Annotated in this window: 19 protein-coding genes; 13 read left to right on the forward strand and 6 right to left on the reverse strand. The window is 71.5% G+C overall.

The window, feature by feature from the left end:
* From ACIRG6_RS09450 to glgB, 4 genes are all read left to right on the forward strand, one after another.
* A partial coding sequence (locus ACIRG6_RS09450; RefSeq protein WP_364681980.1) for a DUF3459 domain-containing protein occupies positions 1–435 on the forward strand: 435 nt, incomplete at its 5' end.
* Positions 432–2,132: a maltose alpha-D-glucosyltransferase gene (treS, locus tag ACIRG6_RS09455; protein ID WP_189228575.1), complete on the forward strand. Its 1,701-nt coding sequence runs from the start codon at positions 432–434 to the stop codon at positions 2,130–2,132. The genes ACIRG6_RS09450 and treS, both read left to right, overlap by 4 nt.
* A gap of 89 nt (positions 2,133–2,221) precedes the next feature.
* The gene (locus tag ACIRG6_RS09460; RefSeq protein ID WP_403321862.1) at positions 2,222–3,628 is read left to right on the forward strand and encodes a maltokinase N-terminal cap-like domain-containing protein; all 1,407 of its coding nucleotides are present in this window, start codon (positions 2,222–2,224) and stop codon (positions 3,626–3,628) included.
* A 40-nt stretch (positions 3,629–3,668) separates the two neighbouring features.
* Positions 3,669–6,293: a 1,4-alpha-glucan branching enzyme gene (gene glgB / locus ACIRG6_RS09465; RefSeq protein ID WP_364681985.1), complete on the forward strand. Its 2,625-nt coding sequence runs from the start codon at positions 3,669–3,671 to the stop codon at positions 6,291–6,293.
* Between the two features lie 10 nt (positions 6,294–6,303).
* Here the strand turns inward: glgB and ACIRG6_RS09470 are convergent, their stop codons facing one another.
* The 4 genes from ACIRG6_RS09470 to ACIRG6_RS09485 form a co-directional block, all read right to left on the reverse strand.
* A complete protein-coding gene (locus tag ACIRG6_RS09470; protein ID WP_364681987.1) occupies positions 6,304–8,568 on the reverse strand; it encodes a HelD family protein in 2,265 nt (754 codons plus the stop codon).
* Positions 8,569–8,687: 119 nt separating this feature from the next.
* A complete protein-coding gene (trxA, locus tag ACIRG6_RS09475) occupies positions 8,688–9,002 on the reverse strand; it encodes a thioredoxin (RefSeq protein WP_318216345.1) in 315 nt (104 codons plus the stop codon).
* Between the two features lie 14 nt (positions 9,003–9,016).
* Positions 9,017–9,445 (reverse strand): MerR family transcriptional regulator, encoded by a 429-nt coding sequence (locus tag ACIRG6_RS09480; RefSeq protein WP_239762934.1) that lies wholly within the window; start codon positions 9,443–9,445, stop codon positions 9,017–9,019.
* Between the two features lie 111 nt (positions 9,446–9,556).
* Positions 9,557–10,969 (reverse strand): cation:dicarboxylate symporter family transporter, encoded by a 1,413-nt coding sequence (locus ACIRG6_RS09485; RefSeq protein ID WP_364682104.1) that lies wholly within the window; start codon positions 10,967–10,969, stop codon positions 9,557–9,559.
* Positions 10,970–11,093: 124 nt separating this feature from the next.
* On the opposite strand from ACIRG6_RS09485, the gene ACIRG6_RS09490 reads away from it, so the two are divergent.
* From ACIRG6_RS09490 to ACIRG6_RS09515, 6 genes are all read left to right on the forward strand, one after another.
* Positions 11,094–12,785 carry a sensor histidine kinase gene (locus ACIRG6_RS09490; protein ID WP_403321865.1) on the forward strand — a complete coding sequence of 564 codons (1,692 nt, stop codon included), beginning with the start codon at positions 11,094–11,096 and terminating at the stop codon, positions 12,783–12,785.
* Between the two features lie 265 nt (positions 12,786–13,050).
* Positions 13,051–13,749: a response regulator gene (locus tag ACIRG6_RS09495; protein ID WP_364681991.1), complete on the forward strand. Its 699-nt coding sequence runs from the start codon at positions 13,051–13,053 to the stop codon at positions 13,747–13,749.
* 122 nt (positions 13,750–13,871) lie between these two features.
* Positions 13,872–15,242, forward strand: coding sequence for an extracellular solute-binding protein (locus ACIRG6_RS09500; protein ID WP_364681993.1), 1,371 nt, complete (start codon positions 13,872–13,874; stop codon positions 15,240–15,242).
* On the forward strand, positions 15,239–16,192 hold the full coding sequence (locus tag ACIRG6_RS09505) for a carbohydrate ABC transporter permease (RefSeq protein WP_364681995.1): 954 nt from the start codon (positions 15,239–15,241) through the stop codon (positions 16,190–16,192). The genes ACIRG6_RS09500 and ACIRG6_RS09505 overlap by 4 nt, the downstream gene beginning before the upstream one ends.
* A 6-nt stretch (positions 16,193–16,198) precedes the next feature.
* Positions 16,199–17,047, forward strand: a complete 849-nt coding sequence (locus tag ACIRG6_RS09510) for a carbohydrate ABC transporter permease (RefSeq protein WP_364820393.1) — start codon at positions 16,199–16,201, stop codon at positions 17,045–17,047.
* 111 nt (positions 17,048–17,158) lie between these two features.
* The gene (locus tag ACIRG6_RS09515; protein WP_403321869.1) at positions 17,159–17,875 is read left to right on the forward strand and encodes a helix-turn-helix domain-containing protein; all 717 of its coding nucleotides are present in this window, start codon (positions 17,159–17,161) and stop codon (positions 17,873–17,875) included.
* On the opposite strand, the gene ACIRG6_RS09520 is transcribed toward ACIRG6_RS09515, so the two are convergent.
* Positions 17,818–18,573, reverse strand: a complete 756-nt coding sequence (locus ACIRG6_RS09520) for an alpha/beta fold hydrolase (RefSeq protein ID WP_364682001.1) — start codon at positions 18,571–18,573, stop codon at positions 17,818–17,820. The two genes, ACIRG6_RS09515 and ACIRG6_RS09520, sit on opposite strands and share 58 nt — an antisense overlap.
* Positions 18,574–18,753: 180 nt before the next feature.
* Between ACIRG6_RS09520 and ACIRG6_RS09525 the strand changes: the two genes are divergently transcribed.
* Complete coding sequence (locus ACIRG6_RS09525) at positions 18,754–19,719, forward strand: helix-turn-helix transcriptional regulator (RefSeq protein ID WP_403321873.1); 966 nt, start codon at positions 18,754–18,756, stop codon at positions 19,717–19,719.
* Between the two features lie 42 nt (positions 19,720–19,761).
* Here the strand turns inward: ACIRG6_RS09525 and ACIRG6_RS09530 are convergent, their stop codons facing one another.
* Positions 19,762–20,787 carry an ATP-dependent 6-phosphofructokinase gene (locus ACIRG6_RS09530; RefSeq protein WP_189228588.1) on the reverse strand — a complete coding sequence of 342 codons (1,026 nt, stop codon included), beginning with the start codon at positions 20,785–20,787 and terminating at the stop codon, positions 19,762–19,764.
* Positions 20,788–21,043: 256 nt separating this feature from the next.
* Here ACIRG6_RS09530 and pta point away from each other — a divergent pair, with 256 nt between their 5' ends.
* The gene (gene pta, locus ACIRG6_RS09535) at positions 21,044–23,137 is read left to right on the forward strand and encodes a phosphate acetyltransferase (protein ID WP_403321877.1); all 2,094 of its coding nucleotides are present in this window, start codon (positions 21,044–21,046) and stop codon (positions 23,135–23,137) included.
* On the forward strand, positions 23,134–24,351 hold the full coding sequence (locus tag ACIRG6_RS09540) for an acetate kinase (RefSeq protein ID WP_364682006.1): 1,218 nt from the start codon (positions 23,134–23,136) through the stop codon (positions 24,349–24,351). Before pta ends, ACIRG6_RS09540 begins: the two co-directional genes overlap by 4 nt.
* Positions 24,352–24,380 lie beyond the last annotated feature (29 nt).

Consider the following 24,380-nt stretch of genomic DNA (forward strand, 5'->3'; position numbering starts at 1 on the left):
AGCGAGAAGTACCAGCTCAAACCCCGCGACTGGGACGCCGCCCACCGCGAGGGACGCACCATCGCCCCCCTCATCACCAGACTCAACAGCATCCGGCGGGAGAACCCGGCCCTGCGGCAACTGCGTGATCTGCACTTCCACCACGCGGACAAGGAGGAGGTGATCGTGTACTCGAAGCGGCAGGGATCGAACACGGTTCTGGTGGTCGCCAACCTCGACCCGCACCACACCCAGGAGGCCACGGTCTCGTTGGACATGCCGCAACTCGGCCTGGACTGGCACGAGTCGGTGCCGGTGCGCGACGAGCTCACCGGTGAGACCTATCACTGGGGCAGGGCCAACTATGTGCGCCTCGAGCCGGGCCGGACGCCCGCGCATGTCTGCACGGTTCTGCGACCGTCCACCCCGCAGATCGGAGGGTCCCCCACAACATGATCGTCAACGAGCCCGTACCGGACACCTTCGAGGACACACCGGCCAAGGACCGGGACCCGGACTGGTTCAAACGAGCCGTCTTCTACGAGGTCCTCGTCCGCTCCTTCCAGGACAGCAACGGCGACGGCGTCGGTGACCTCAAGGGCCTGACCGCCAAACTGGACTACCTGCAGTGGCTGGGCGTGGACTGCCTGTGGCTGCCGCCCTTCTTCAAGTCACCGCTCAGGGACGGCGGTTACGACGTCTCCGACTACACCGCCGTCCTGCCCGAGTTCGGCGACCTGGCCGACTTCGTCGAGTTCGTCGACGCCGCCCACCAGCGCGGCATGCGTGTGATCATCGACTTCGTCATGAACCACACCAGCGACCAGCACCCGTGGTTCCAGGAGTCGCGGAAGAACCCCGACGGGCCCTACGGCGACTACTACGTCTGGGCCGACGACGACAAGCAGTTCCAGGACGCGCGGATCATCTTCGTGGACACGGAGGCGTCGAACTGGACGTACGACCCGGTCCGCAAGCAGTACTACTGGCACCGCTTCTTCTCCCACCAGCCGGACCTGAACTACGAGAACCCGGCCGTGCAGGAGGAGATGATCTCCGCCCTGAAGTTCTGGCTGGACCTCGGCATCGACGGCTTCCGGCTGGACGCCGTGCCGTACCTGTACCAGCAGGAGGGCACCAACTGCGAGAACCTCCCGGCCACGCACGCCTTCCTGAAGCGGGTGCGCAAGGAGATCGACGACCAGTATCCGGACACGGTGCTGCTGGCCGAGGCCAATCAGTGGCCGGAGGACGTCGTCGACTACTTCGGCGACTATCCGAGCGGCGGCGACGAGTGCCACATGGCGTTCCACTTCCCGGTGATGCCGCGGATCTTCATGGCGGTCAGAAGGGAGTCGCGCTACCCGGTCTCGGAGATCCTGGCCAAGACCCCGGCGATCCCGTCGGGCTGCCAGTGGGGCATCTTCCTGCGCAACCACGACGAGCTGACCCTGGAGATGGTCACCGACGAGGAACGCGACTACATGTGGGCCGAGTACGCCAAGGACCCGCGGATGCGTGCCAACATCGGCATCCGGCGGCGCCTCGCCCCGCTCCTCGACAACGACCGCAACCAGATCGAGCTGTTCACGGCCCTGCTGCTGTCCCTGCCCGGGTCGCCGATCCTGTACTACGGCGACGAGATCGGCATGGGCGACAACATCTGGCTCGGCGACCGCGACGCGGTGCGCACCCCCATGCAGTGGACCCCGGACCGCAACGCCGGCTTCTCGTCGTCGGACCCGGGCCGGCTGTTCCTGCCGACGATCATGGACCCGGTCTACGGCTACCAGGTGACGAACGTCGAGGCCTCGATGGCCTCGCCCTCGTCCCTGCTGCACTGGACCCGCCGGATGATCGAGATCCGCAAGCAGAACGTGGCGTTCGGCCTGGGCTCGTACACGGAACTGCCCTCGTCCAACCCCGCCGTGCTGGCCTTCCTGCGCGAGTACGAGGACGACCTGGTGCTGTGCGTCCACAACTTCTCCCGGTTCGCACAGCCCACCGAGCTCGATCTGAGCGCCTTCGAGGGACGCCACCCCGTCGAGCTGTTCGGCGGGGTCCGTTTCCCGGCGGTCGGAGAGCTGCCGTACCTGCTGACACTGGCCGGGCACGGCTTCTACTGGTTCCGGCTCCGCAAGGACGCCGCTTAGGCCCAGACCCCGGGCGCGGCGGTTTCCGTCGCCCCGCCCGGGGCACGCATCAGTAACACCCCGTCGACCCGGGGAAAGGACGCGACGCCATGTCGGAAGCCGTCATACGCACCGTCACGAGCCCGCCCGGACTCCTGGCGTCCCTGGACCCGCTGCTGCGGGAATGGCTGCCGCGACAACGCTGGTTCGCGGGCAAGGGGCGACCGGTCACCGGGTTCTCGCTGGTCGCGGCCACCGAGCTGCTGCCGGCCGACGCCCGTCTCGGCCTCTTCCACGTGCTGGTGCGCGCCCACCAGCCGCTCGTGCCGGCCCTCGGCTCCCCCGAGCAGCCGGGCGACTGCTACCAGCTCCTGATAGGTGTGCGCGAGGCGCTGCCGCCCCGGCTGGCACCCGCCCTGATCGGGCATGTCACCGAGGGCCCGCTGGCCGGACGCACCGCCTACGACGCCCTGTACGACACCAGGCCCGCCGAGGTGCTGCTGGAGGCGCTGCGCTCCCGGGCCCGCGTGGGCGGGCTCCGCTTCGAGCGCGACCCGGACCAGGAGATCCGCACCGGACTGGTGCCGCGCCTGATGACCGCCGAGCAGTCGAACTCGTCGGTCGTGTATGGAGATACGTTCATTCTCAAGTTGTTGCGCCGGATCGTGCCCGGGATCAACCCCGATCTGGAGCTGCCGCTGGCGCTGGCCCGCGCGGGCTGCCCCCGGGTGCCCGCGCCCACGGGCTGGATGGTGGCGGACCTGGCCGGGCAGACCTGGGTGCTGGGCGTGCTCCAGCCGTATGTGCAGGGCGCGACCGACGGCTGGGACCTGGCCCTGCGCGAACTGGCCAAGGGCCAGGACTTCGCCGCCGAGGCGCGGGCGCTCGGCCGGGCCACGGCCGAGGTGCACACCGCGCTGGCCCGCGCACTGCCGACGGTCACGCTGGGTCACAGCCAGCTGGGGCCGCTGGCCGACGGCATGACCGCGCGGCTGGAGGAGGCCGTCCACGCGGTGCCCGCCCTGCTGCCGTACGCGCCCGGGCTGCGCACGGCGTTCACGGCCCTGGCCGATCTGGCCGGCGAGGGCCGGACCTGGACCGCGCAGCGCGTCCACGGCGATCTGCACCTCGGACAGTGCCTGCGGTCGCCCTCCGGGCAGTGGTCGCTGATCGACTTCGAGGGCGAGCCCGCGAAACCGCTGGCCGAGCGGCGGATGCCGCAGCCGCCGGTACGGGACGTCGCGGGGATGCTGCGTTCCTTCGACTACGCGGCGCACTCGGCCGACGTCCCGGTGCCCGGCTGGGCCGAGACCTGCCGGGCCGCGTACTGCACCGGGTACGCGGAGGCCGGCGGCTTCGACCCGCGCACCGACCCGGTGCTGCTGCGCGCCTACGAGACGGACAAGGCCGTCTACGAGGTCGTGTACGAGGCCCGGCACCGCCCCGACTGGCTCCCGGTACCCCTGTCCGCGGTGCGCCGCCTGGCCATGCCCGACCGGCCCGGCGTCACCTCCTGACCCCCTTTTCCCGCTCGCCCTGCGCCTAGGAGGCTCCCCCGTGACCCCCCGCCCCCCGTCCAGCGGTCCGGATCCGAAGAAGACGGCCGAGGAGAAGAGCGCGAAAAAGGCGGCCGCCGAGAGGACACCCGCGAAGAAGGCGGCGAAAAAGACGGCGAAGACGGCCGTGAAGAAGGTGGTCGCGAAGGAGACGGCCGCGCGGGAGACGCCTGCGAAGGGGACGCCTGCGAAGAAGGTGGCCGCGAAGAAGGTGGTCGCGAAGACGGCGGCCGGCAAGAAGACCGTGACGGAGAACGCCGTCACCAGGAAAGCCGTCGCCCAGAAGGCCGCCACGAAAAAGGCCCCTGCGGCGAAAAAGGCCCCGGCGGTGAAGAGGACCGCCGGGACGAAGGCCGCCGCGACGAAGGCCGCCGCGAGGAAGACTCCCGCGCCGAGGCGGACCACCGCCAGGACGGCGCTCGCCCCCGTCGTGCCCGCCGCCTCCCTCGCGCTGGACGCCGGTGACCGGGAGCGGCTGCTGGCCGGCACGCACCACGACCCGCACTCCGTGCTCGGCGCCCACCCGGTGCCCGGCGGGATCGCCGTGCGGGTGTTCCGGCCGTACGCGCTCGCCGTGACCGTCCTGGCCGGCGAACTGCGCGCCGAGCTGGACCACGACGGCGACGGCTTCTTCTCGGGACTGCTGCCCCTCGACGAGGTCCCGGCCTACCGCCTCCTCGTCGCCTACGAGGGGACGGTCCAGGAGACCGAGGACCCGTACCGCTTCCTGCCCACACTGGGCGACCTGGACCTGCACCTGATCGGCGAGGGCCGGCACGAGCAGCTGTGGCAGGCGCTCGGCGCGCACCCGACGACCCACCAGGGGGTGACCGGCACCCGCTTCGCGGTGTGGGCGCCGAACGCGCGCGGGGTGCGGGTCGCCGGCGGCTTCAACTTCTGGGACGGCACCGGCCACCCCATGCGGTCGCTCGGCGGGACCGGCGTGTGGGAGGTGTTCCTGCCCGGCATCGACGCGGGCGAACTGTACAAGTTCGAGATCACCCGGCCCGACGGCTCGCGCACCTTCCGCGCCGACCCGCTGGCCCGCCGCACGGAGGTGCCGCCGGCCACGTCCTCCGTCGTGTACGCCTCGGACTACACCTGGGGCGACGACGAGTGGCTGGCCGGACGGGCCGGCGCGCCCGCGCACGAGGCCCCGATGTCCGTGTACGAGGTCCATCTGGCGTCCTGGCGGCCGGGTCTGACGTACCGTGAGCTGGCCGATCAGCTCCCCGCCTACGTCAAGGACCTGGGCTTCACGCACGTCGAGCTGATGCCGGTCGCCGAGCACCCCTTCGGCGGCTCGTGGGGCTACCAGGTCACCGGTTTCTACGCGCCCACGGCCCGGCTGGGCGAGCCCGACGACTTCAAGTACCTGGTCGACCGGCTGCACCAGGCCGGCATCGGCGTGCTGATGGACTGGGTGCCCGCGCACTTCCCGCGCGACGACTGGGCGCTGGCCGAGTTCGACGGGCGTCCCCTGTACGAGCACTCCGATCCGCTGCGGGCCGCGCACCCGGACTGGGGGACGCTGGAGTTCGACTTCGGGCGCCGCGAGGTGCGCAACTTCCTGGTCGCCAACGCCGTGTACTGGTGCGAGGAGTTCCACATCGACGGGCTGCGCGTGGACGCGGTCGCCTCGATGCTGTACCTGGACTACTCGCGCGAGCCGGGCCAGTGGACGCCCAACGAGCACGGCGGCCGGGAGAACCTGGACGCGGTGGCGTTCCTCCAGGAGATGAACGCCACGGTGTACCGGCGGGTGCCGGGCGTCGTGACCGTGGCCGAGGAGTCCACGGCCTGGGACGGGGTCACGCGCGCCACGCACCACAAGGGGCCCAGCGGCTTCGGCGGACTCGGGTTCGGACTGAAGTGGAACATGGGCTGGATGCACGACTCGCTGGAGTACATGAGCCACGAGCCGGTGCACCGCAAGTACCACCACGGTGAGATGACCTTCTCCATGGTGTACGCGTACAGCGAGAACTACGTGCTGCCGATATCGCACGACGAGGTGGTGCACGGCAAGAAGTCGCTGGTGTCGAAGATGCCGGGCGACTGGTGGCAGCAGCGCGCGAACGAGCGGGCGTACCTCGGCTTCATGTGGGCGCACCCCGGCAAGCAGCTGCTGTTCATGGGCCAGGAGTTCGCGCAGGGCGCCGAGTGGTCCGAGGAGCGCGGCCCCGACTGGTGGCTGCTCGATCCGCAGTACGGGGCGGCGGCCGACCACCGGGGCGTGCTGGACCTGGTCCGCGATCTGAACACCGTGTACCGGGACACCCCCGCGCTGTGGCAGCGGGACACCCACCCCGCCGGTTTCTCGTGGGTGGTCGGGGACGCGGCCGAGGACAACGTCCTCGCGTTCCTGCGGTGCGACGCGGACGGCACCCCGCTGCTGGCGGTGTCGAACTTCGCACCGGTCGTCCGCCCCGACTACCGGCTCGGCGTCCCCGACGAGGTGCCCGCCTGGCACGAGGTGCTCAACACCGACGCCGCCCGGTACGGCGGCGGCGACGTGGGCAACCCCGGCCCGGTGAAGCCGGAGCCGCAGGGGTGGCACGGCCGCCCGGCGAGCATCCGGCTGACCCTGCCGCCCCTGGCGACGGTGTGGCTGCGTCCGGCGTAGCGCCTGCCGGCTACGCGTCGGCCAGTCCCTTCGGCAGCGGCTCGGTGTGCAGGACGCCGAGCCGCTGGGTGGCCCGGGTGAGGGCCACGTACAGGTCGCTCGTGCCGTAGCGGCCGGGCTCGACGACCAGGACGGAGTCGAACTCCAGGCCCTTGGACTGGCGCGGGTCGAGGAGGACGACGGACCGGGTCAGGTCCGGCTCGGCGCCCGCCGTGACACCGTCCAGCCGGGCCGCGAGGGTCCGGTGCAGTTCGCGCGGGGCGATGACGGCGAGGCGGCCCTCGTCCGGGGCCAGCTCCCGGGCGGCCTCGGCGACGGCGGCGGGGAGGTCGCCGGCGGCGCGGATCCAGGGGCGCACCCCCGTGGAGCGCACCGAGCTCGGCGGGGCGAACTCCGGGTCCTCGGCGCGGACGACGGCCGCCGCCAGGTCCATGATCTCGGCCGGGGTGCGGTAGTTGACGCCGAGGCGGGTGTGCTCCCAGCGGTCCTCGACGTAGGGGTCGAGGATCTTCGACCAGGAGCCGACGCCGGCCGCCTCCGCGGTCTGCGCCGGGTCGCCGACCAGGGTCATGGAGCGGGTCGGGCAGCGGCGCATCAGCAGCCGCCAGGCCATCGGGGACAGCTCCTGCGCCTCGTCGACGATGATGTGCCCGAACGCCCAGGTGCGGTCGGCCGCCGCGCGTTCGGCCGCGCTGCGGTGGTCGTCCTCCTCCTGGCGTTCGGCGAAGCGCTCGGCGTCGATGATGTCGTGCGCGGACAGGACCTCGGCGTCCTCCTCGTCCTTGTCCTCGAACTCGTACGTCCGGGAGGCGTACGAGACGTCGAGCACGCCCTGCGCGTAGGCGATCTGCTCCTCCCGCTCGCGTTCGGCGCGGGAGCGGGCGATCCGGTCGTCCACGCCGAGCAGCTCGGCCGCCTCGTCCAGCAGGGGGACGTCGGCGACGGTCCAGTGGCGGGTCACCGGGCGGCGGACGGCGGCGGCGTCCTCCGCGGACAGGAAGGCCTCGGGCGCGGCGAGGAAGTCGGCGACGAGGCGCTGCGGGGTCAGCCGGGGCCACAGCCGGTCGACGGCCGCCCAGACCTCGGGGTTCTCGGCGAGTTCGTCGCGGATCTGGGTGATGTCGCTGGGGTCGAGGAGGTTGGAGCCGTCGTAGGGGTCGGTGCCGATGCGTTCGGCGACCATGTCGGTGAGGGTGTTGAGGATGTGGCCCTCGAAGTGCTCGCGGGCCGCGTTGTGGGGCAGCCCGGCGGCGCGGGTGCGCTCGCGGGCGACGTTGACCAGGTCGTCGTCGAGCATGAGGACGTCGCGGTCGTGCTCGATCGCGATGACCGGGTCGGGCAGTGCCTGCCGGTCGCGGACCACCTCGGCGAGGACGTCGGCCATGTCGGCCCGGCCCTTCACCGCGGCCGCCCCGGGGGTGTCCGCGGCGGAGGCCTTCACGCCGGGGAACAGCTCGCCGACGGTCGCGAGGAGCACCCCGGTCTCGCCCAGGGAGGGCAGTACCTCGCCGATGTAGCCGAGGAAGGCCGGGTTGGGGCCGACGATGAGGACGGCGCGCTTGGCGAGCAGTTCCCGGTGCTCGTAGAGCAGGTAGGCGGCGCGGTGCAGGGCGACGGCGGTCTTGCCGGTGCCGGGGCCGCCCTCGACGACCAGCACACCGCGGTGCGGGGCGCGGATGATGCGGTCCTGGTCGGCCTGGATGGTCTGCACGATGTCGCCCATGCGGCCGGTGCGCGCGGAGTTCAGCGCGGCGAGCAGCACGGCGTCGCCCGACGGGTCCTCGTGGCCGGTGCGGGTCTCGTCGCCGAGGTCGAGGATCTCGTCGTGCAGGGCGGTGACGCGGCGGCCCTCGCTCGCGATGTGCCGGCGGCGGCGCAGGCCCATCGGGGTGTGGCCGGTCGCCAGATAGAAGGGGCGGGCGACGTCGGCGCGCCAGTCGATGAGGACCGGGGTGCGTTCGGCGTCGTCGGCGCGCAGGCCGATGCGGCCGATGTGGTGGCCCTCGCCGGAGGCGAGGTCGATCCGGCCGAAGCACAGGGAGCCGTCCACCGCGTTGAGCGCGGCGAGCAGTCCGGAGCGCTCGGCGACCAGGATGTCCCGCTCCAGCCGGGCCTGCATGGGGGTGTTGCCCTGCGCGAGCGCGTCCGTGACCGAGACCTCGGTGTCGCCCCGCAGCGCGTCCACGCGCGCGTACAGTCCGTCGATGAATTCCTGTTCGTGCCGCAATTCATCGTCCGGAAATTCGTTGTTTGACAATGCCACTCCCGCCCGCATATACTGTGCTCAGTGAACTTCTTCGTGACGCCCTTATTCTGAAGTCACGAATCATCGAATATACGCAAAGAAATCCCCCGAGCGCAATTGCGCTCGGGGGATTTCTTTTGCCGATGAGGTCACAGCACGTCGGACAGCTCCTCCAGCAGCCGCCGCTTGGGCCGGGCGCCCACCATCGCCTTCACCGGCTCACCGTCCCGGAACACCATGAAGGTCGGCATCGACAGCACCTTGTAGGCGTTGGTCGTCTCCGGGTTCGCGTCGACGTTCAGCTGGACCACCCGGAGGCGGTCCGCCTCCTCCGCGGCCAGGGCGGTGAGCACCGGGGCCATCTGCCGGCACGGCGGGCACCAGTCCGCCGTGAACTCCACCAGCACCGGCAGCCCTGCCCCGATGACCTCCTCCGCGAAGGTCGCGTCGGTCACCTCGGCCACACCACTCGCTACGCTCACAGTCCTCGCCCTCCCAGTTCGCACTCGGGCTCCGGGCCCCCCGGAACCAGCGCCTCGGTGGCCAGCCCGTCCCGCGCCGCCTCCGCGCGCGCCAGCTGGTCCGCGACCGTCGCCCGCACGCCCCGCAGCTCGCCGATCAGCGCGTCCAGCTCCGCGAGCTTGCGGCGGTAGACGGCGAGCGACGCCGGGCACGAGTCGCCCTCCGGGTGACCCGCCCGCAGACAGTCCACGAAGGGCCGGGTCTCCTCCAGGTCGAACCCGAAGTCGCGCAGCGTCCTGATCTGCTCCAGCAGCTTCACGTCGCGCTCGTCATAGGTCCGGTACCCGTGGGCGTCCCGCCGCGCGGGCAGCAGCCCGCGTGACTCGTAGTACCGCAGCGTCCGCGTCGTGGTCCCGGCGCGTGCGGCCAGCTCACCGATTCGCATGAGGACGAACGTAAGCCTTGACGCGGACGTCAAGGCAAGGAGGGAAGAAGAGGCCGGGCGGCTGAGCAACGGGGGAGCCCTCAGCCGCCCGGGGTATGCGCGGGGCGGGCGTCAGGCCTTCGCCAGCTCCTTCTCGCCGCCCTGCTCGGGCAGCCGCGCCGGGGTGTCGTCGTCGCCGTGGCTGTCGTCGAGGAGTGTCCGCTCGTCGAACGGGACCCGCCCGGCCAGCACCTCGGCGACCCGCTCCTTGTCGATCTCCTTGGTCCAGGTGCCGATCAGGACGGTGGCCACCGCGTTGCCCGCGAAGTTGGTCAGGGCGCGGGCCTCGCTCATGAAGCGGTCGATACCGACGATCAGGCCGATGCCGTCCACCAGGGCGGGCTTGTGCGACTGGAGACCACCGGCCAGCGTCGCGAGTCCCGCGCCGGTGACACCGGCGGCGCCCTTGGAGGCGACGAACAGGAACAGCAGCAGCGGGATCTGCTCACCGATCGACATCGGCGTGCCCATGGCGTCGGCGATGAACAGCGAGGCCATGGTCATGTAGATCATGGTGCCGTCGAGGTTGAAGGAGTAGCCGGTCGGGACGGTGATGCCGACCACCGGCTTGCTGACGCCCAGGTGCTCCATCTTGGCGATGAGACGGGGCAGCGCCGACTCGGAGGAGGAGGTGGACAGGATCAGCAGGAACTCGCGGCCCAGGTACTTGAAGAGCGAGAGCGCGTTGACGCCGGTACAGATCTTCAGCAGGGCGCCCAGCACCACGATGACGAACAGGATGCAGGTGACGTAGAACCCGAGCATCAGCACGGCCAGGCTCTTCAGGGCGTCGACGCCGGCCGAACCGGTCACCGCCGCCATCGCGCCGAACGCGCCGACCGGCGCCGCCCACATGATCATGGCGAGCACGCGGAAGACCAGGCGCTGGATGTGCTCGACACCGCGCAGCACGGGCTGGCCGGCCTTGCCCATCGCCTGGAGCGCGAAGCCGCAGAGCAGGGCGATCAGCAGGGTCTGCAGGACCTCGCCCTCGGTGAACGCCGAGACGATCGTGGTCGGGATGATGCCGAGCAGGAACTCGGTGGTGTCCTTGGCCTCGGCGTCGACCTGCGCGTGACCGGTCTCCTTGACGGCGTCGGTGACCGCGAGGCCGGTGCCCGGGTCCAGGATGTTGCCGACGATCAGGCCGATCGCCAGGGCGACCAGCGACATCACCATGAAGTAGGCGAGGGCGATGCCGCCCACCGCGCCGACCTTGGCGGCCTTGCGCACCGAGCCGATGCCCAGCACGATCGTGCAGAAGATGATCGGCGAGATCATCATCTTGATCAGGTTCACGAAGCCGGTGCCGATCGGCTTCAGCTCGACCGCGAAGTCGGGGGCGGCCAGGCCGACGGCGATGCCGAGGGCGACCGCGACGATCACCGCGATGTAGAGGTAGTGCGTGCGGTCCCGCTTGGCGGGGGGTGCGGCAGGTGCCGTATCGGCTGTCACGGCGGCCCTCCTTGACGACGTCGTCGGCATCACCGGCGTGCGGCTCACGTCCGGGCGGTTCGGTTCGGGGATGCGGTGACTATCTCCCGAGCTGTGAGCGCGGTCACCCTTGCGTTCATTTAGTTCGCAATCAGCCAGGAGAGACACTGGCGGCATGCGCCTCAGCGTCCCCAGACCCCGCAGCCTGGCCGGCCAGCTCTTCGCGATGCAGGCCGTGCTGATAGCGGTCGTCGTCGCCGGATACGCGCTGTTCACCTACCTCGGCGACCGGGGGCAGGCCGAGGAGGCCGCGGGACGTCAGGCCAGGTCGGTGGCACTGTCGATCGCCGACTCGCCGTCCGTGCTGGAGGCCATCGGCACCGCCGACCCGACGGCACGGCTCCAGCCGTACGCGGTGCGCGTCATGCGGGACACCGACGTCGACTTCGTCACGATCATGACCCCGCAGGGGATTCGCTGGACCCATCCCGACCCGCGGCAGATCGGCCGTCTCTTCCAGGGGCACATCGAGCGCGCACAGCGCGGCGAGACCTTCACCGAGACCTACACGGGGACGCTGGGCCCGTCGGTCCGGGCGGTCACGCCCGTGCGGGACGACGGACGGGTCGTCGGCCTGGTCAGCGCCGGGATCAAGGTCGAGGAGATCAGCAAGCGGGTGCAGGACCAGCTGACGGCCCTGCTCGGCGTCGCGGTCGGCGCCCTGGTGCTCGGCGCGGTCGGCACGTACGTGATCAACGCGCGGTTGCGCCGGCACACCCACGGCATGAACGCGGACGAGCTCAGCCGCATGCACGACTACCATCAGGCGGCGCTGCACGCGGTACGGGAGGGGCTGCTGATGCTCGACTGGCAGTACCGTGTCGCGCTGATCAACGACGGCGGACGGGAGCTGCTCGGCGTGAGCGGCGACGTGGTCGGCACCTCGGTCGCCGACCTCGGCCTGCCGGCGCAGCTCACGGGGGCGCTGCTGGCGTCGGAGCCGCGGGTGGACGAGGTGCACCTGACGGCCGAGCGGGTGCTGGTGGTGAACACCTCGCCGGTCTCGGGCGGTGAGCGCCGGGGCACGGTGGTGACCCTGCGCGACGTCACCGAGCTGCAGTCGCTGATGGGCGAGCTGGACTCGGAGCGCGGCTTCACGCAGGCGCTGCGCTCGCAGGCGCACGAGGCGGCCAACCGGCTGCACACGGTCGTCTCGCTGATCGAGCTGGGGCGCGCCGAGGAGGCGGTGGACTTCGCGACGGCCGAGCTGGAGCTGGCGCAGGCGCTCACCGACCAGGTGGTGGCGGCGGTCGGCGAGCCGGTGCTGGCCGCGCTGCTGCTGGGCAAGACGGCACAGGCGAACGAGCGGGGAGTGGAACTGGTGGTGTCGCAGGACAGCCGGCTGGACGACGGGCTGCTGCCGTCGTCGCTGCCCGCCCGGGACCTGGTGACGATCCTGGGCAACCTGATCGACAACGCGGTGGACGCGGCCCAGGGCCGGGTGCCCTCGCGGGTGACGGTGGCGGCGTACACCGACACGGACAGGGACACGCACGGGGGCGGCTCGGAGCTGGTGCTGCGGGTGTCGGACACCGGTGCGGGCGTCGACCCCGCCCATGCCGGCCTGCTCTTCCAGCGGGGCTTCTCGACCAAGCCGTCCGGGCCCGGCGGACGGGGCCTGGGTCTCGCGCTGGTCCATCAGGCGGTGCACCGGCACGGGGGCACGCTGACCGTGACGGAGGCCGACGGGGGCGGCGCCCGCTTCGAGGCACGGCTGCCGCTGGAGGGCGCCGCCGGTACGCCGACACCGGCGTCGGCTACGTCACCGACGGGCAGCCCGGCTCCGGCACCCGGAGGCCACGCATGACCACGACCCGCGCCACGCACCGCCGGCCCACCCGGCAGCCCCGCCGGGTCCCGGCCGCCGACCGCTCCGCACGCCTCCCGGCTGCCAAGTGCCCGGTCCGCCTCCCGGCCGTCGGCCGGCCCCACCGGACCCCGGCCGCCGCGCACCCCCGCCGCGTCCTGTCCGTCGGGCAGCCCCTCGCGGTCCCGGCCCCGCACCGCCCGGAGCCCCGCGTCGCGGCCGCGCGCAGGACCCCGGTCCGCAGACCGGGTCGCGGAGGCCGGGGATGAGTGAGCAGCAGCCCATCCGCGTGCTCGTCGTCGAGGACGACCCCGTCGCCGCCGACGCGCATGTGATGTACGTCGGGCGGGTGCCGGGGTTCACGGCCGTCGGCAAGGCGCACACCGGGGCGGAGGCGCGGCGCCTGCTGGACCGTACGCCGGTCGACCTGCTGCTGCTCGACCTGCATCTGCCGGACGTGCACGGGCTCCAGCTGGCCCGTTCGCTGCGGGCGGCCGGGCATCACACCGACGTGATAGCGGTGACGTCGGCCCGGGACCTGACGGTCGTACGGGAGGGCGTGTCGCTGGGCGTCGTCCAGTACGTGCTGAAGCCGTTCACCTTCGCCACCCTGCGGGACCGGCTGGTGCGGTACGCCGAGTTCCGGGGCACCGTCGGGGAGGCGAGCGGCCAGGACGAGGTGGACCGGGCACTGGCCACACTGCGGGCCCCCGGCCCGGCGGCGCTGCCCAAGGGACTCAGCGCGCCCACGCTGGAACGGGTGACGGGCGCGCTGCGGGGCGCGGAGGAGGGCCTCACCGCGGCCGGCGTGGCCGAGGCCGTGGGCATCTCGCGGATCACCGCCCGCCGTTACCTGGAGCACCTGGTGGACACCGGCCGCGCACGGCGGAGCCCGCTCTACGGGCAGGTGGGGCGGCCGGAGTTGGTGTACCGGTGGATCCGGGACACCGACCGGAGCAGATGAGCGCAGGCAATCCGCGCAGGTAATCCACCGCACACGCATTGACCTGGCTGGACCACCCCTCTTACGTTCGCCGAGCAGCCGTCCCGGCCACAACGTCGTGCGCCAGCAGGAGGTCGTTGCCCGTGCGTCCCACCGTCCGGTTCACCTCTCTCGTCACCCTGACCGCGCTCGCCTCCACCGCACTCGCCGCCTGTTCGAGCGGCTCCGGAAGCGATCCGGACACGGTGAAGGTCTCCTTCAAGCAGTCGACGGACAACTCCGTCAAGGTGATGGACACCTATCTCGCCGACATCAAGAAGCAGTTCGAGAAAGCCCACCCGGGCAAGAAGGTCGAGCTCGTCCCGATCAAGGCCCCGGACTCGGAGTACTACACCAAGGTGCAGCAGATGCTGCGCTCCCCCAAGACCGCGCCCGACCTGGTCTACGAGGACACCTTCCTCATCAACTCCGACATCACCAGCGGGTACTTGAAGCCCCTCGACGCCTACCTCGCCAAGTGGCAGGACTGGGACAGGTTCATCGACACCGCGAAGGCCGCGGCCAAGGGCGAGGACGGCAAGACGTACGGCGTCCCGGACGGCACCGACACCCGCGGGCTGTGGTTCAGCAAGGACGTCTTCGCCAAGGCCGGTCTGCCCGCCGACTGGCAGCCGAGGACCTGGGACGACGTGCTCTCGGCGGCCCGCACCATCAAGGAGAAGGTCCCCGGCGTCACACCGCTGAACGTGTACACGGGCAAGCCCGCCGGCGAGGCCGCCACCATGCAGGGCTTCGAGATGCTGCTGTACGGCACGAACGACGGGACCACCGACCCGCTGTACGACAAGGGCAGCAAGAAGTGGATCGCGGCGGGGCAGGGCTTCAGGGACTCCCTCGCGTTCGTCGAGACGGTCTACAAGGAGAAGCTCGGCCCCGAGGTGTCCGACGCGCTCGACCCCAACTTCTCCACCACGGTCCGCGGCGAGCTCCTCCCGCAGGGCAGGCTCGGCATCGCCCTGGACGGCTCCTGGCTGCCGCAGGACTGGCTGGAGGGCAGCGGCCACGAGTGGCCCGAGTGGTCCGAGAAGCTCGGCCTGGCCGCCATGCCGACCCAGAAGGGCCAGGCCCCCGGCAAGGTGAGCATGTCCGGCGGCTGGACCTGGGCGATCCCCGCCAAGGCGGCCAACCCGGACCTGGCCTTCGAGTTCATCAAGACCATGCAGACCAAGGCGAACGCGCAGAAGTGGTACGTCGCCAACTCCGGCATCGCGGTCCGCGAGGACGTCGCGAGCGACCCCGCGTACGTCCGGGCCCAGCCCGGCATCAAGTTCTTCACCGACCTGGTCGCCAGCACCCACTACCGGCCCGCCTACCCGGCGTACCCGAAGGTGTCCGTGGCCGTCCAGGAGGCCATGGAGGGCGTGACGACCGGTGACATGTCGGTCGAGGAGGCGGCGCGCGGCTACGACGAGGCGCTGAAGGAGGCCACCGACGGCCAGGTGGTCCGCAAGTGACCGCGGCCGCGCCGCGGCACACGGGCCCGGACGTCCGCAAGGTCCCGCCGGGCCCGCCCGCCGCCGTCCCGGCCCGCCCGGGGCCTGGCGCCGTGCGCCGCTCCCTGGTCCGCGCCCTGCCCGTCTCCCCCGCCGTCGTCCTGCTGCTGCTCTTCCTCGCCGGCCCCATCGTCTACTGCGTCGTCATCGCCTTCACCGACCTCCAGCTCACCGGGCAGGCCGAGGAGTCCTTCGTCGGCTTCGACAACTTCCGGCGGGCCTTCCAGGACGAGGCGTTCCTCAACGCCGTGTGGCTGACCCTGGTCTTCACGGTGCTGTCGTCGCTGATCGGGCAGAACACCCTGGGGCTGGCGCTGGCCTCACTGATGCAGCGGGCCTCGAAGCCGGTCCGTACGCTCACCGGCGGCATCGTTGTCACGGCGTGGGTGCTGCCGGAGGTGGTGGCGGGCTTCCTGCTCTACGCCTTCTTCCGCCGCGAGGGCACCCTCAACGCCATCCTGGACTGGCTCCGTCTGCCGTCCCAGAACTGGCTGTTCACGCTGCCGATCCTGGCGGTGTCCTTCGCCAACGTCTGGCGGGGCACGGCGTTCTCGATGCTGGTGTACTCGGCCGCCCTGAACGAGATCCCGAAGGAGGTCACCGAGGCCGCCGAGGTGGACGGGGCGAGCGGCTGGCGCCGCATGTGGCACATCACGCTGCCGATGATCCGCCGTTCCATCGGCACCAACCTCATGCTCAACACCCTGCAGACGCTGTCGGTGTTCGGCCTGATCTGGGTGATGACGCGCGGCGGCCCGAGCGGCAGGAGCCAGACGCTGCCGCTGTTCATGTACGAACAGGCCTTCCAGAACAGCCTGATCGGCTACGGCACGGCGGTGGCACTGCTGCTGTTGCTGATCGGCTCGCTGTTCTCGGTCGTGTACCTGCGCCTGCTGCGGACGGAGGTCTGATCGCCCATGGCCCGCACGACGCGCACACCCGCCTCCCGTCGCACGAGACGGCGCCTGGCCGCCGACGCCGGACTGCTGGTGGCCGCCGCCGCCTTCGTGCTGCCGCTGGCGTGGGTGGTGCTGTCCGCCCTGGACCCGCACGCGAGCCTGCGGGTGAAGGCTCCCGACGGCCTCACCCTGGACAACTTCGACGCGATCCTCACCGACGACATCACCTTCACCCCGCTGCTCAACAGTCTGGTGCTGTGCGGCGGCGCGACCCTGCTCACGGTGGTGTGCGCGGCGCTCGCGGCGTACCCGCTGTCCCGGTTCCGTTCCCGGCTGAACCGGCCGTTCCTGCTGACCGTCCTGTTCGCGACCAGCCTGCCCATCACGGCGATCATGGTGCCGGTCTACGCCCTGTTCGTACGGGTGAACCTGATCGACACCCTCCAGGGCACCATCTTCTTCTTCGCCGCGTCCCAACTGCCGTTCGCCATCTGGCTGATGAAGAACTTCATGGACGGCGTGCCCAAGGAGCTGGAGGAGGCGGCGTGGACGGACGGCGCGTCCCCGTTCCAGTCGCTGCTGCGGATCGTGCTGCCGCTGATGGGTCCGGGGGTGGCGGTGGTGACGGTGTTCTCGTTCGTGATGATGTGGGGGAACTTCTTCGTCCCCTTCATGCTGCTGCTCACGCCGGACCAGATGCCGGCGTCGGTGAGCATCAACGACTTCTTCGGCAACCGGGGCATGGTGGCGTACGGACAGCTCGCGGCGTTCTCCATCGTCTACTCGACGCCGGTGATCCTGCTGTACGTGCTGATCTCCCGGCGGCTCGGCGGCGGCTTCGCGCTGGGCGGGGCGGTCAAGGGGTGAGGCGGGGCGGCCAGGGGGTGAGCGGGGCGGCGGCCGTACGCGCCCGTAGGTTCGCACAATCCGTATCGCTGGGTGAACAGCCCGTAGTCAAGTCGGCCGGGGGCCCCTACGGTGTGGCCCGTGCGCCGACCCTCACCTCACCCGAACCAGTCGGGTCCCCCGTTCAACGCCCTTGCCGCCCGCCGCCTCCGTGCCGCCCTCGGCATGGGGCCCGAGCACGTCGCCCACGGCATGCGGGTGTCGTACGGGCTGCCGTACGTCACCCCGGACCTCGTCGTCGCCTGGGAGCGGGGGCTCACCTCCCCCGGGCCTTCCGAGCTCACGGCCCTCGCGGGCGTGCTGTGGTGCTCGCCCGGTGAGCTCATCGGCCGCCCGCAGACCCTGCGCGAGCACCGCATCGCCCGCGGGCTCGCACCGGAGGACGTCGCGCGTGCCGTCGGGCTCGGTCTGGACGCCTATCTGAAGATGGAGGAGAAGGAGGACTGGCGCGGCACCGACCGCCAGTCGTCCGCGCTCGCCGACGTGCTCGGCCTCGAACTGCCCGACTTCGTGACCGTCACGGGGCGCGACGGGAAACTCGCCGACCTGCTGCGCAGCGCGGTGAACACCCGCTGGCAGGGGTACGTCCGCCAGGTCGCCAAGATCGCTCCGCTGGACCGGCGGATCCTGGAGGACGTGCTCCAGGAACTGCACCAGGACTACCAGGGGCACATGGTCGCCACCCTCAGCTGGGGCGGCGGCAGCGGCGACTCGAGCGCGGCCGGCCGCGACTACCTCGAGCGGATCGTGGAGCACTTCTGGACGGTGGTCCGCAAGCACACCGAATGAGACGCGACCGGTCGGACCGCGTCGGCGGCGGCGGCCAGGATCCGGGCGAAATCGGCGGGCCTGGTGATCATGGGCCAGTGGCCCGAGTCGATGTCGGCGAAGCCGACGTGCTCGGCCCGGGCGAGTTCCGGGGCGTCGCCGGCGGCGATCCACTCCCGCGCCTGTGCCGGGGTGAATTCGGGGCACACGACCACGACCGGGACCTCGAACCGCCGCTCGTCCGCGAGCCGCACCACGCCCCGGGCCACGCCCTCGGGCACGGGGATCGCGGCGGCCGCGAACTCCCGCCTGGCCTCGGCGTCGAGGTCGGCGGCGTCCGGCCCGTCGAACGGGTCCCAGCCGGGGAAGGGCATGACACCGTCGCGCACCTCGAAGAAGTCGGCGTACGGCTGTCCGTCCCCGGTCGGGAAGCCGCCGACGAGGGCGACCCCGGCCACCCGCTCCGGCCGCCGGTCGGCGGCCAGCCAGGCCAGGGTGCAGGCGGCGGAGTGGCCCACCACCAGGCATCTGCCGGGCGCCGCGTCCACCGCGGCGAGCACCGCCGCGAGCTGGTCGTCGAGCGTCGCGGACGCGGCGCCGTCGCCCTGGCCGGGGAGGGTGAGCGGCACGGGGCGGTGGCCGAGCGGTTCGAGCGCGGACGCGACGCGGTCCCACACGGACCCGTCCAGCCACAGGCCGCCGACGAGCAGGATGTCCATGGTCGGTTCCCCTTTCTCAGGGTTCTTCGGAGCAGAGATCGCCTGACGCAGGGATCGCCCGACGAGACCCCTTCCGCGGGGACTTCCCCGCAGCGGGTTTCACCGTAGGAGGAGATCCGGACGATCCACTGCCGGTTCGTCCGGCGACCATCGAGCCGCCGGCCGGACTAGCCTGCTCCCGTGCCGAACGACCTCAGCCCCACCGCGCGAGCGCTGCGCACCCTGGAGATCCTCCAGGCCCGCCCCGGAACGACGGCCGGTGACCTCGCCGCGCGGCTGGGCGTCACGGAGCGGGCCGCGCGGCGGTACGTCGGGATCCTCAGGGAGGCGGGCATCCCCGTGCAGTCGGCCCGGGGGCCGCACGGCGGGTACCGGCTGGGGCGCGGCACGCGGCCGGCCCCGGTGCACTTCACGCAGGCCGAGGCGCTGGGCCTGGTGATGGCCGTGCTCGGCGACCAGCCGGCCGCGGCCGACGCCGACGACCTGGTCGGCGCCGCCCTGGGCAAGGTGGTCAAGGCGCTGCCGGAGAGCGTCGGCCGGCAGGCGGCACTGCTGCGGGAGTACGCGTCGGCCGCGCCCGATCCGTACGCGGTCCGCCCGGATCCGGCCGTCACCAGCGACCTCGTGGACGCCGTCGCCGCCCGGCGCCGCGTGCTGGTCACGTACCGCAGCGAGGCCGGCAACGAGTGGGAGGCCGAGGTGGAGCCGTGGTCCCTCGTCGTCCGCCACGGGCGCTGGTATCTGCTGTGCCGCTCCCTGCGCGCCGACGCCGTCCGCACCTACCGGGTCGACCGGATCCGCGCGGTCCGGCAGACCGGGCACGGTTTCGAGCCGCCCGAGGACCTGGATCCGGTGGCAGTGCTGGAGGAGAACCTGGGCCTCGGCTGGGAGTTCGCCACCCGCGTGGTGTTCGACGCCCCGCCGGGCGAGGTGGCTCCGTGGATCCGGCCGCCCATGGGGAGGCTCGAGCCCGCGGGGAACGGGTGCGTGCTGGTCGGCAGCACCCGCAACCCGGACATGTACGCGCAGGAGTGGCTGGCGCGGATGCCGTTCGCCTTCCGCGTCGACGGCGGGGAGGAACTGCGGGCCGCCGTCGAGGCGCTGGCGGCGCGCTTCACCGCCGCGGTGGCGGAGGAACGGCTGTGACCGGATGCGGGGCCCGGCGGCCGGGGCCGGGCCCCTCCCCGGTCAGAAGACCGACTCGGCCTCGTCCATGCGGTCCTTCGGCACCGTCTTCAGCTCGGTGACGGCCTCGGCCAGGGGCACCATGACGACGTCCGTGCCGCGCAGCGCGGTCATCCGGCCGAACTCGCCCCGGTGCGCGGCCTCGACGGCGTGCCAGCCGAAGCGGGTGGCGAGCACCCTGTCGTAGGCGGTCGGCACGCCGCCGCGCTGGACGTGACCGAGGATGACCGGCTTGGCCTCCTTGCCGAGCCGGCGCTCCAGCTCGTACGCCAGTGCCGTGCCGATGCCCTGGAAGCGCTCGTGGCCGAACTTGTCGATCGCGCCCTTGCCGTAGTCCATGGAGCCGTCGACGGGGTGGGCGCCCTCGGCGACGCAGACGACGGCGAACTTCTTGCCGCGGGCGAACCGCTCCTCGACCATCTTGACCAGGTCGGCGGGGTCGAAGGGCCGCTCGGGCAGGCAGATGCCGTGGGCGCCGGCGGCCATGCCGGACTCCAGGGCGATCCAGCCGGCGTGCCGGCCCATGACCTCGACGACCATCACGCGCTGGTGGGACTCGGCGGTGGTCTTGAGGCGGTCCATCGCCTCCGTCGCCACGCCGACCGCCGTGTCGAAGCCGAAGGTGCGGTCGGTGGAGGAGATGTCGTTGTCGATCGTCTTGGGCACGCCCACCACCGGCAGACCGGCGTCGGACAGCATCCGGGCCGCCGTCAGCGTGCCCTCGCCGCCGATCGGGATCAGCGCGTCGATGCCGAAGTTCTGGATCATGTCGCCCGCGTTCTCGCAGGCCTCGCGGAGCCGGTCGCGCTCCAGCCGGGAGGAGCCGAGGATGGTGCCGCCGCGCGCCAGGATGCCGCTGACCGCGTTCAGGTCGAGGGCGCGGTAACGGCCGTCCAGGAGGCCCGCGTAGCCGTCCTCGAAGCCGATGACCTCGTCGCCGTAGTTGTCGACCGCTCGGTGCACGACCGACCGGATCACTGCGTTCAGGCCGGGGCAGTCGCCGCCTGCGGTGAGAACTCCGATACGCATCGTGCTGTGTCTCCTGCTCGCTGTGGACACCGGTGAGCCATGTCCGATTCTTTCACGTCCCCCAGGGGGATGCCGCTTCCGTACGGTCGGCACCATAGCGGCCCTCGAGCGCCGCTCACTGACGGGCGCCTTATCTATTGGGAGAGGTATTGTCAAGAGGGTTCTGCTCACCCCGGTGGGCGATTTTTGTGCATGGGGACAGCCGCCGCCGGACAGCCGCCATCAGGACAGCCACCAGACGAAACGGAGAGCACGCGTGACGCGCAGCGTGTACGTGACCGGTATCGACCGCGGCGACGGCCGCCAGGTCGTCGAGCTGGGGGTCATGGAGCTCCTGACCCGGCAGGTCGACCGGGTCGGCGTCTTCCGTCCCCTGGTCCACGACGGGCCGGACCGGCTCTTCGAGCTGCTGCGCGCCCGCTACCGGCTCTCGCAGGATCCCGCGACGGTCTACGGCCTCGACTACCAGGAGGCGTCCGCGCTCCAGGCCGAACAGGGCACGGACGAGCTGGTGTCCGCGCTGGTCGACCGGTTCCACCTGGTCGCCCGCGACTACGACGTCGTCCTCGTCCTCGGCACCGACTTCGCCGGCACCCAGCTCCCGGACGAGCTGTCGCTGAACGCGCGGCTCGCCAACGAGTTCGGCGCCTCGGTGCTCCCGGTCGTGGGCGGCCGCAAGCAGACCGCCGAGTCGGTGCTCGCCGAGACGGTCAACGCCTTCCGCGCCTACGACGGGCTGGGCTGCGACGTCCTCGCCATGGTGACCAACCGGGTCGCCCGCGAGGACCGGGACGAGATCGCCGAGCGGCTCGCGAACCGGCTGCCGGTGCCCTGCTGGGTGGTCCCCGACGAGCCCGCGCTGTCGGCGCCGACCGTCTCCCAGATCGCGCACTCCCTCGGCGCCGAGGTGATCCTCGGGGACGACTCGGGCCTCGCCCGCGACGCGCTGGACTTCGTCTTCGGCGGGGCCATGCTGCCCAACCTGCTGGGCGCGCTGACCCCCGGCTGCCTGGTGATCACCCCCGGCGACCGGGCCGACCTGGTGATCGGCACCCTGGCCGCGCACAGCGCCGGCACCCCGCCGATAGCCGGCCTGCTGCTGACCCTGAACGAGGTGCCGGGCGACAGCATCCTCACCCTCGCCGCCCGGCTCGCCCCGGGCACGCCGGTGCTCTCGGTGACCGGCAACAGCTTCCCCACCGCCGAGCAGCTGTTCTCCCTGGAGGGCAAGCTGAACGCGGCCACCCCGCGCAAGGCGGAGACCGCCCTCGGCCTCTTCGAGCGGTACGTCGACACCGCCGACCTCAACAAGCGGGTCTCCGCGCCGAGCAGCGACCGCGTCACCCCGATGATGTTCGAGCACAAGCTGCTCGAACAGGCCCGCTCCGACCTGCGCAGGGTCGTCCTGCCCGAGGGCACCGAGGAGCGGGTGCTGCACGCGGCGGAGGTGCTGCTGCGCCGGGGCGTGTGCGAGCTGACGCTGCTCGGGCCGGTCGAGCAGATCCGCAAGAAGGCCGCCGACCTCGGCATCGACCTCGGCGCCGCCCAGCTGATCGACCCGGCGGTGTCCGAGCTGCGCGACTCCTTCGCCGAGAAGTACGCGGCCCTGCGCGCCCACAAGGGCGTCACCGTGGAGCTGGCGTACGACGTCGTCTCCGACGTCAACTACTTCGGCACGCTGATGGTGCAGGAGGAGCTGGCCGACGGCATGGTGTCGGGGTCGGTGCACTCGACGGCGGCGACCATCCGCCCGGCCTTCGAGATCATCAAGACCAAGCCGGAGGCGTCGATCGTCTCCTCCGTCTTCTTCATGTGCCTGGCCGACAAGGTCCTCGTCTACGGCGACTGCGCGGTGAACCCGGACCCGAACGCCGAGCAGCTCGCCGACATCGCGACGCAGTCGGCGTCCACGGCGGCGCAGTTCGGCGTGGATCCGCGGATCGCGATGCTGTCGTACTCGACCGGCACGTCCGGTTCCGGCGCGGACGTCGACAAGGTGCGCGAGGCGACCGGGCTGGTCCGCTCGCGCCGCCCCGACCTGCGGGTCGAGGGACCGATCCAGTACGACGCGGCCGTCGAACCGTCGGTCGCCGCGACCAAGCTGCCCGGCTCCGAGGTCGCCGGGCAGGCCAGCGTGCTGATCTTCCCCGACCTGAACACCGGCAACAACACGTACAAGGCCGTGCAGCGCTCGGCCGGCGCCATCGCCGTCGGCCCGGTCCTCCAGGGCCTGCGCAAGCCGGTCAACGACCTGTCCCGGGGCGCGCTCGTCCAGGACATCGTCAACACCGTCGCCATCACGGCGATCCAGGCCCAGCAGTCCCCCAGTGAGAAGGCGTCCGACCTGTGAGTGGCACCCGCGTCCTCGTCCTCAACTCCGGCTCCTCGTCGGTGAAGTACCAGCTGCTCGACATGCGCGACAACAGCCGGCTGGCGGTGGGCCTCGTCGAGCGGATCGGCGAGCAGACCTCCCGGCTCAAGCACACCCACGTGGCCGACGGCGGCACCCGCGAGCAGAACGGCCCCATCGCCGACCACGAGGCCGCCCTGAAGGCGGTCGCCGCGGAACTGAGCCGGGACGGTCTGGGCCTGGAGTCCCCGGAGCTGGCCGCGATCGGGCACCGGGTCGTGCACGGGGGCATGTTCTTCACCGAGCCCACCCTCGTCGACGACTCCGTGCTCACCGAGATCGAGCGGCTGATCCCGGTGGCACCGCTGCACAACCCGGCCAACCTCACCGGCATCCGCACCGCGCAGGCGCTCCGCCCCGACCTGCCCCAGGTGGCCGTCTTCGACACGGCGTTCCACACCACGATGCCGGAGTCCGCGGCGCGCTACGCGATCGACCCGAAGATCGCCGACCGGTACCGCATCCGCCGCTACGGCTTCCACGGCACCTCGCACGCGTACGTCTCCCGCGAGACGGCCCGGCTGCTGGGCAAGGACCCGTCGGAGGTCAACGTCATCGTGCTGCACCTCGGCAACGGCGCCTCGGCGTCGGCGGTCGAGGGCGGCCGGTGCGTGGACACCTCCATGGGACTGACGCCCTTGGAGGGACTGGTGATGGGTACGCGGTCGGGAGACCTGGACCCGGCGGTCATCTTCCATTTGGAGCGCGTTGGCGGAATGTCCACGGACGAGATCGACACTTTCCTCAACAAGAGGAGCGGTCTGTTCGGCCTGTGCGGCGACAACGACATGCGGGAGATCCGCCGCCGGGTGGACGAGGGCGACGAGCGGGCGCGGCTCGCCTTCGACATCTACATTCACCGGCTGAAGAAGTACATCGGCGCCTATTACGCCGTTCTCGGACGGGTGGACGCGGTCGCCTTCACGGCCGGGGTCGGGGAGAACGCGGCGCCGGTGCGGGAAGCTGCCGTGGCGGGCCTGGAGGGACTGGGCCTGGCGGTCGACGCGGACCTGAACGCCGTGCGCGGCGACGCGGCGCGGCTGATCTCGCCCGCGTCCGCGCGGGTGGCGGTGGCCGTGGTGCCGACCGACGAGGAAATGGAGATCGCGACACAAACCTACGCGCTGGTAATTGGTTCAGGGAATCTCACCTGAGCGGCATCCCGCCCTTTTGTATTTTCCGC

Source organism: Streptomyces flaveolus (assembly GCF_044765825.1).
Classification (GTDB): domain Bacteria; phylum Actinomycetota; class Actinomycetes; order Streptomycetales; family Streptomycetaceae; genus Streptomyces; species Streptomyces flaveolus.

Coding starts and splice junctions, on each gene's coding strand:
- ACIRG6_RS09460 (WP_403321862.1), top strand. CDS start 2,222: ATGTCGGAAGCCGTCATACGCACCGTCACGAGCCCGCCCGGACTCCTG.
- treS (WP_189228575.1), top strand. CDS start 432: ATGATCGTCAACGAGCCCGTACCGGACACCTTCGAGGACACACCGGCC.
- ACIRG6_RS09510 (WP_364820393.1), top strand. CDS start 16,199: ATGGCCCGCACGACGCGCACACCCGCCTCCCGTCGCACGAGACGGCGC.
- ACIRG6_RS09495 (WP_364681991.1), top strand. CDS start 13,051: ATGAGTGAGCAGCAGCCCATCCGCGTGCTCGTCGTCGAGGACGACCCC.
- ACIRG6_RS09470 (WP_364681987.1), bottom strand. CDS start 8,568: ATGCGGGCGGGAGTGGCATTGTCAAACAACGAATTTCCGGACGATGAA.
- ACIRG6_RS09485 (WP_364682104.1), bottom strand. CDS start 10,969: ATGCCGACGACGTCGTCAAGGAGGGCCGCCGTGACAGCCGATACGGCA.
- ACIRG6_RS09520 (WP_364682001.1), bottom strand. CDS start 18,573: ATGGACATCCTGCTCGTCGGCGGCCTGTGGCTGGACGGGTCCGTGTGG.
- ACIRG6_RS09480 (WP_239762934.1), bottom strand. CDS start 9,445: ATGCGAATCGGTGAGCTGGCCGCACGCGCCGGGACCACGACGCGGACG.
- ACIRG6_RS09490 (WP_403321865.1), top strand. CDS start 11,094: ATGCGCCTCAGCGTCCCCAGACCCCGCAGCCTGGCCGGCCAGCTCTTC.
- ACIRG6_RS09530 (WP_189228588.1), bottom strand. CDS start 20,787: ATGCGTATCGGAGTTCTCACCGCAGGCGGCGACTGCCCCGGCCTGAAC.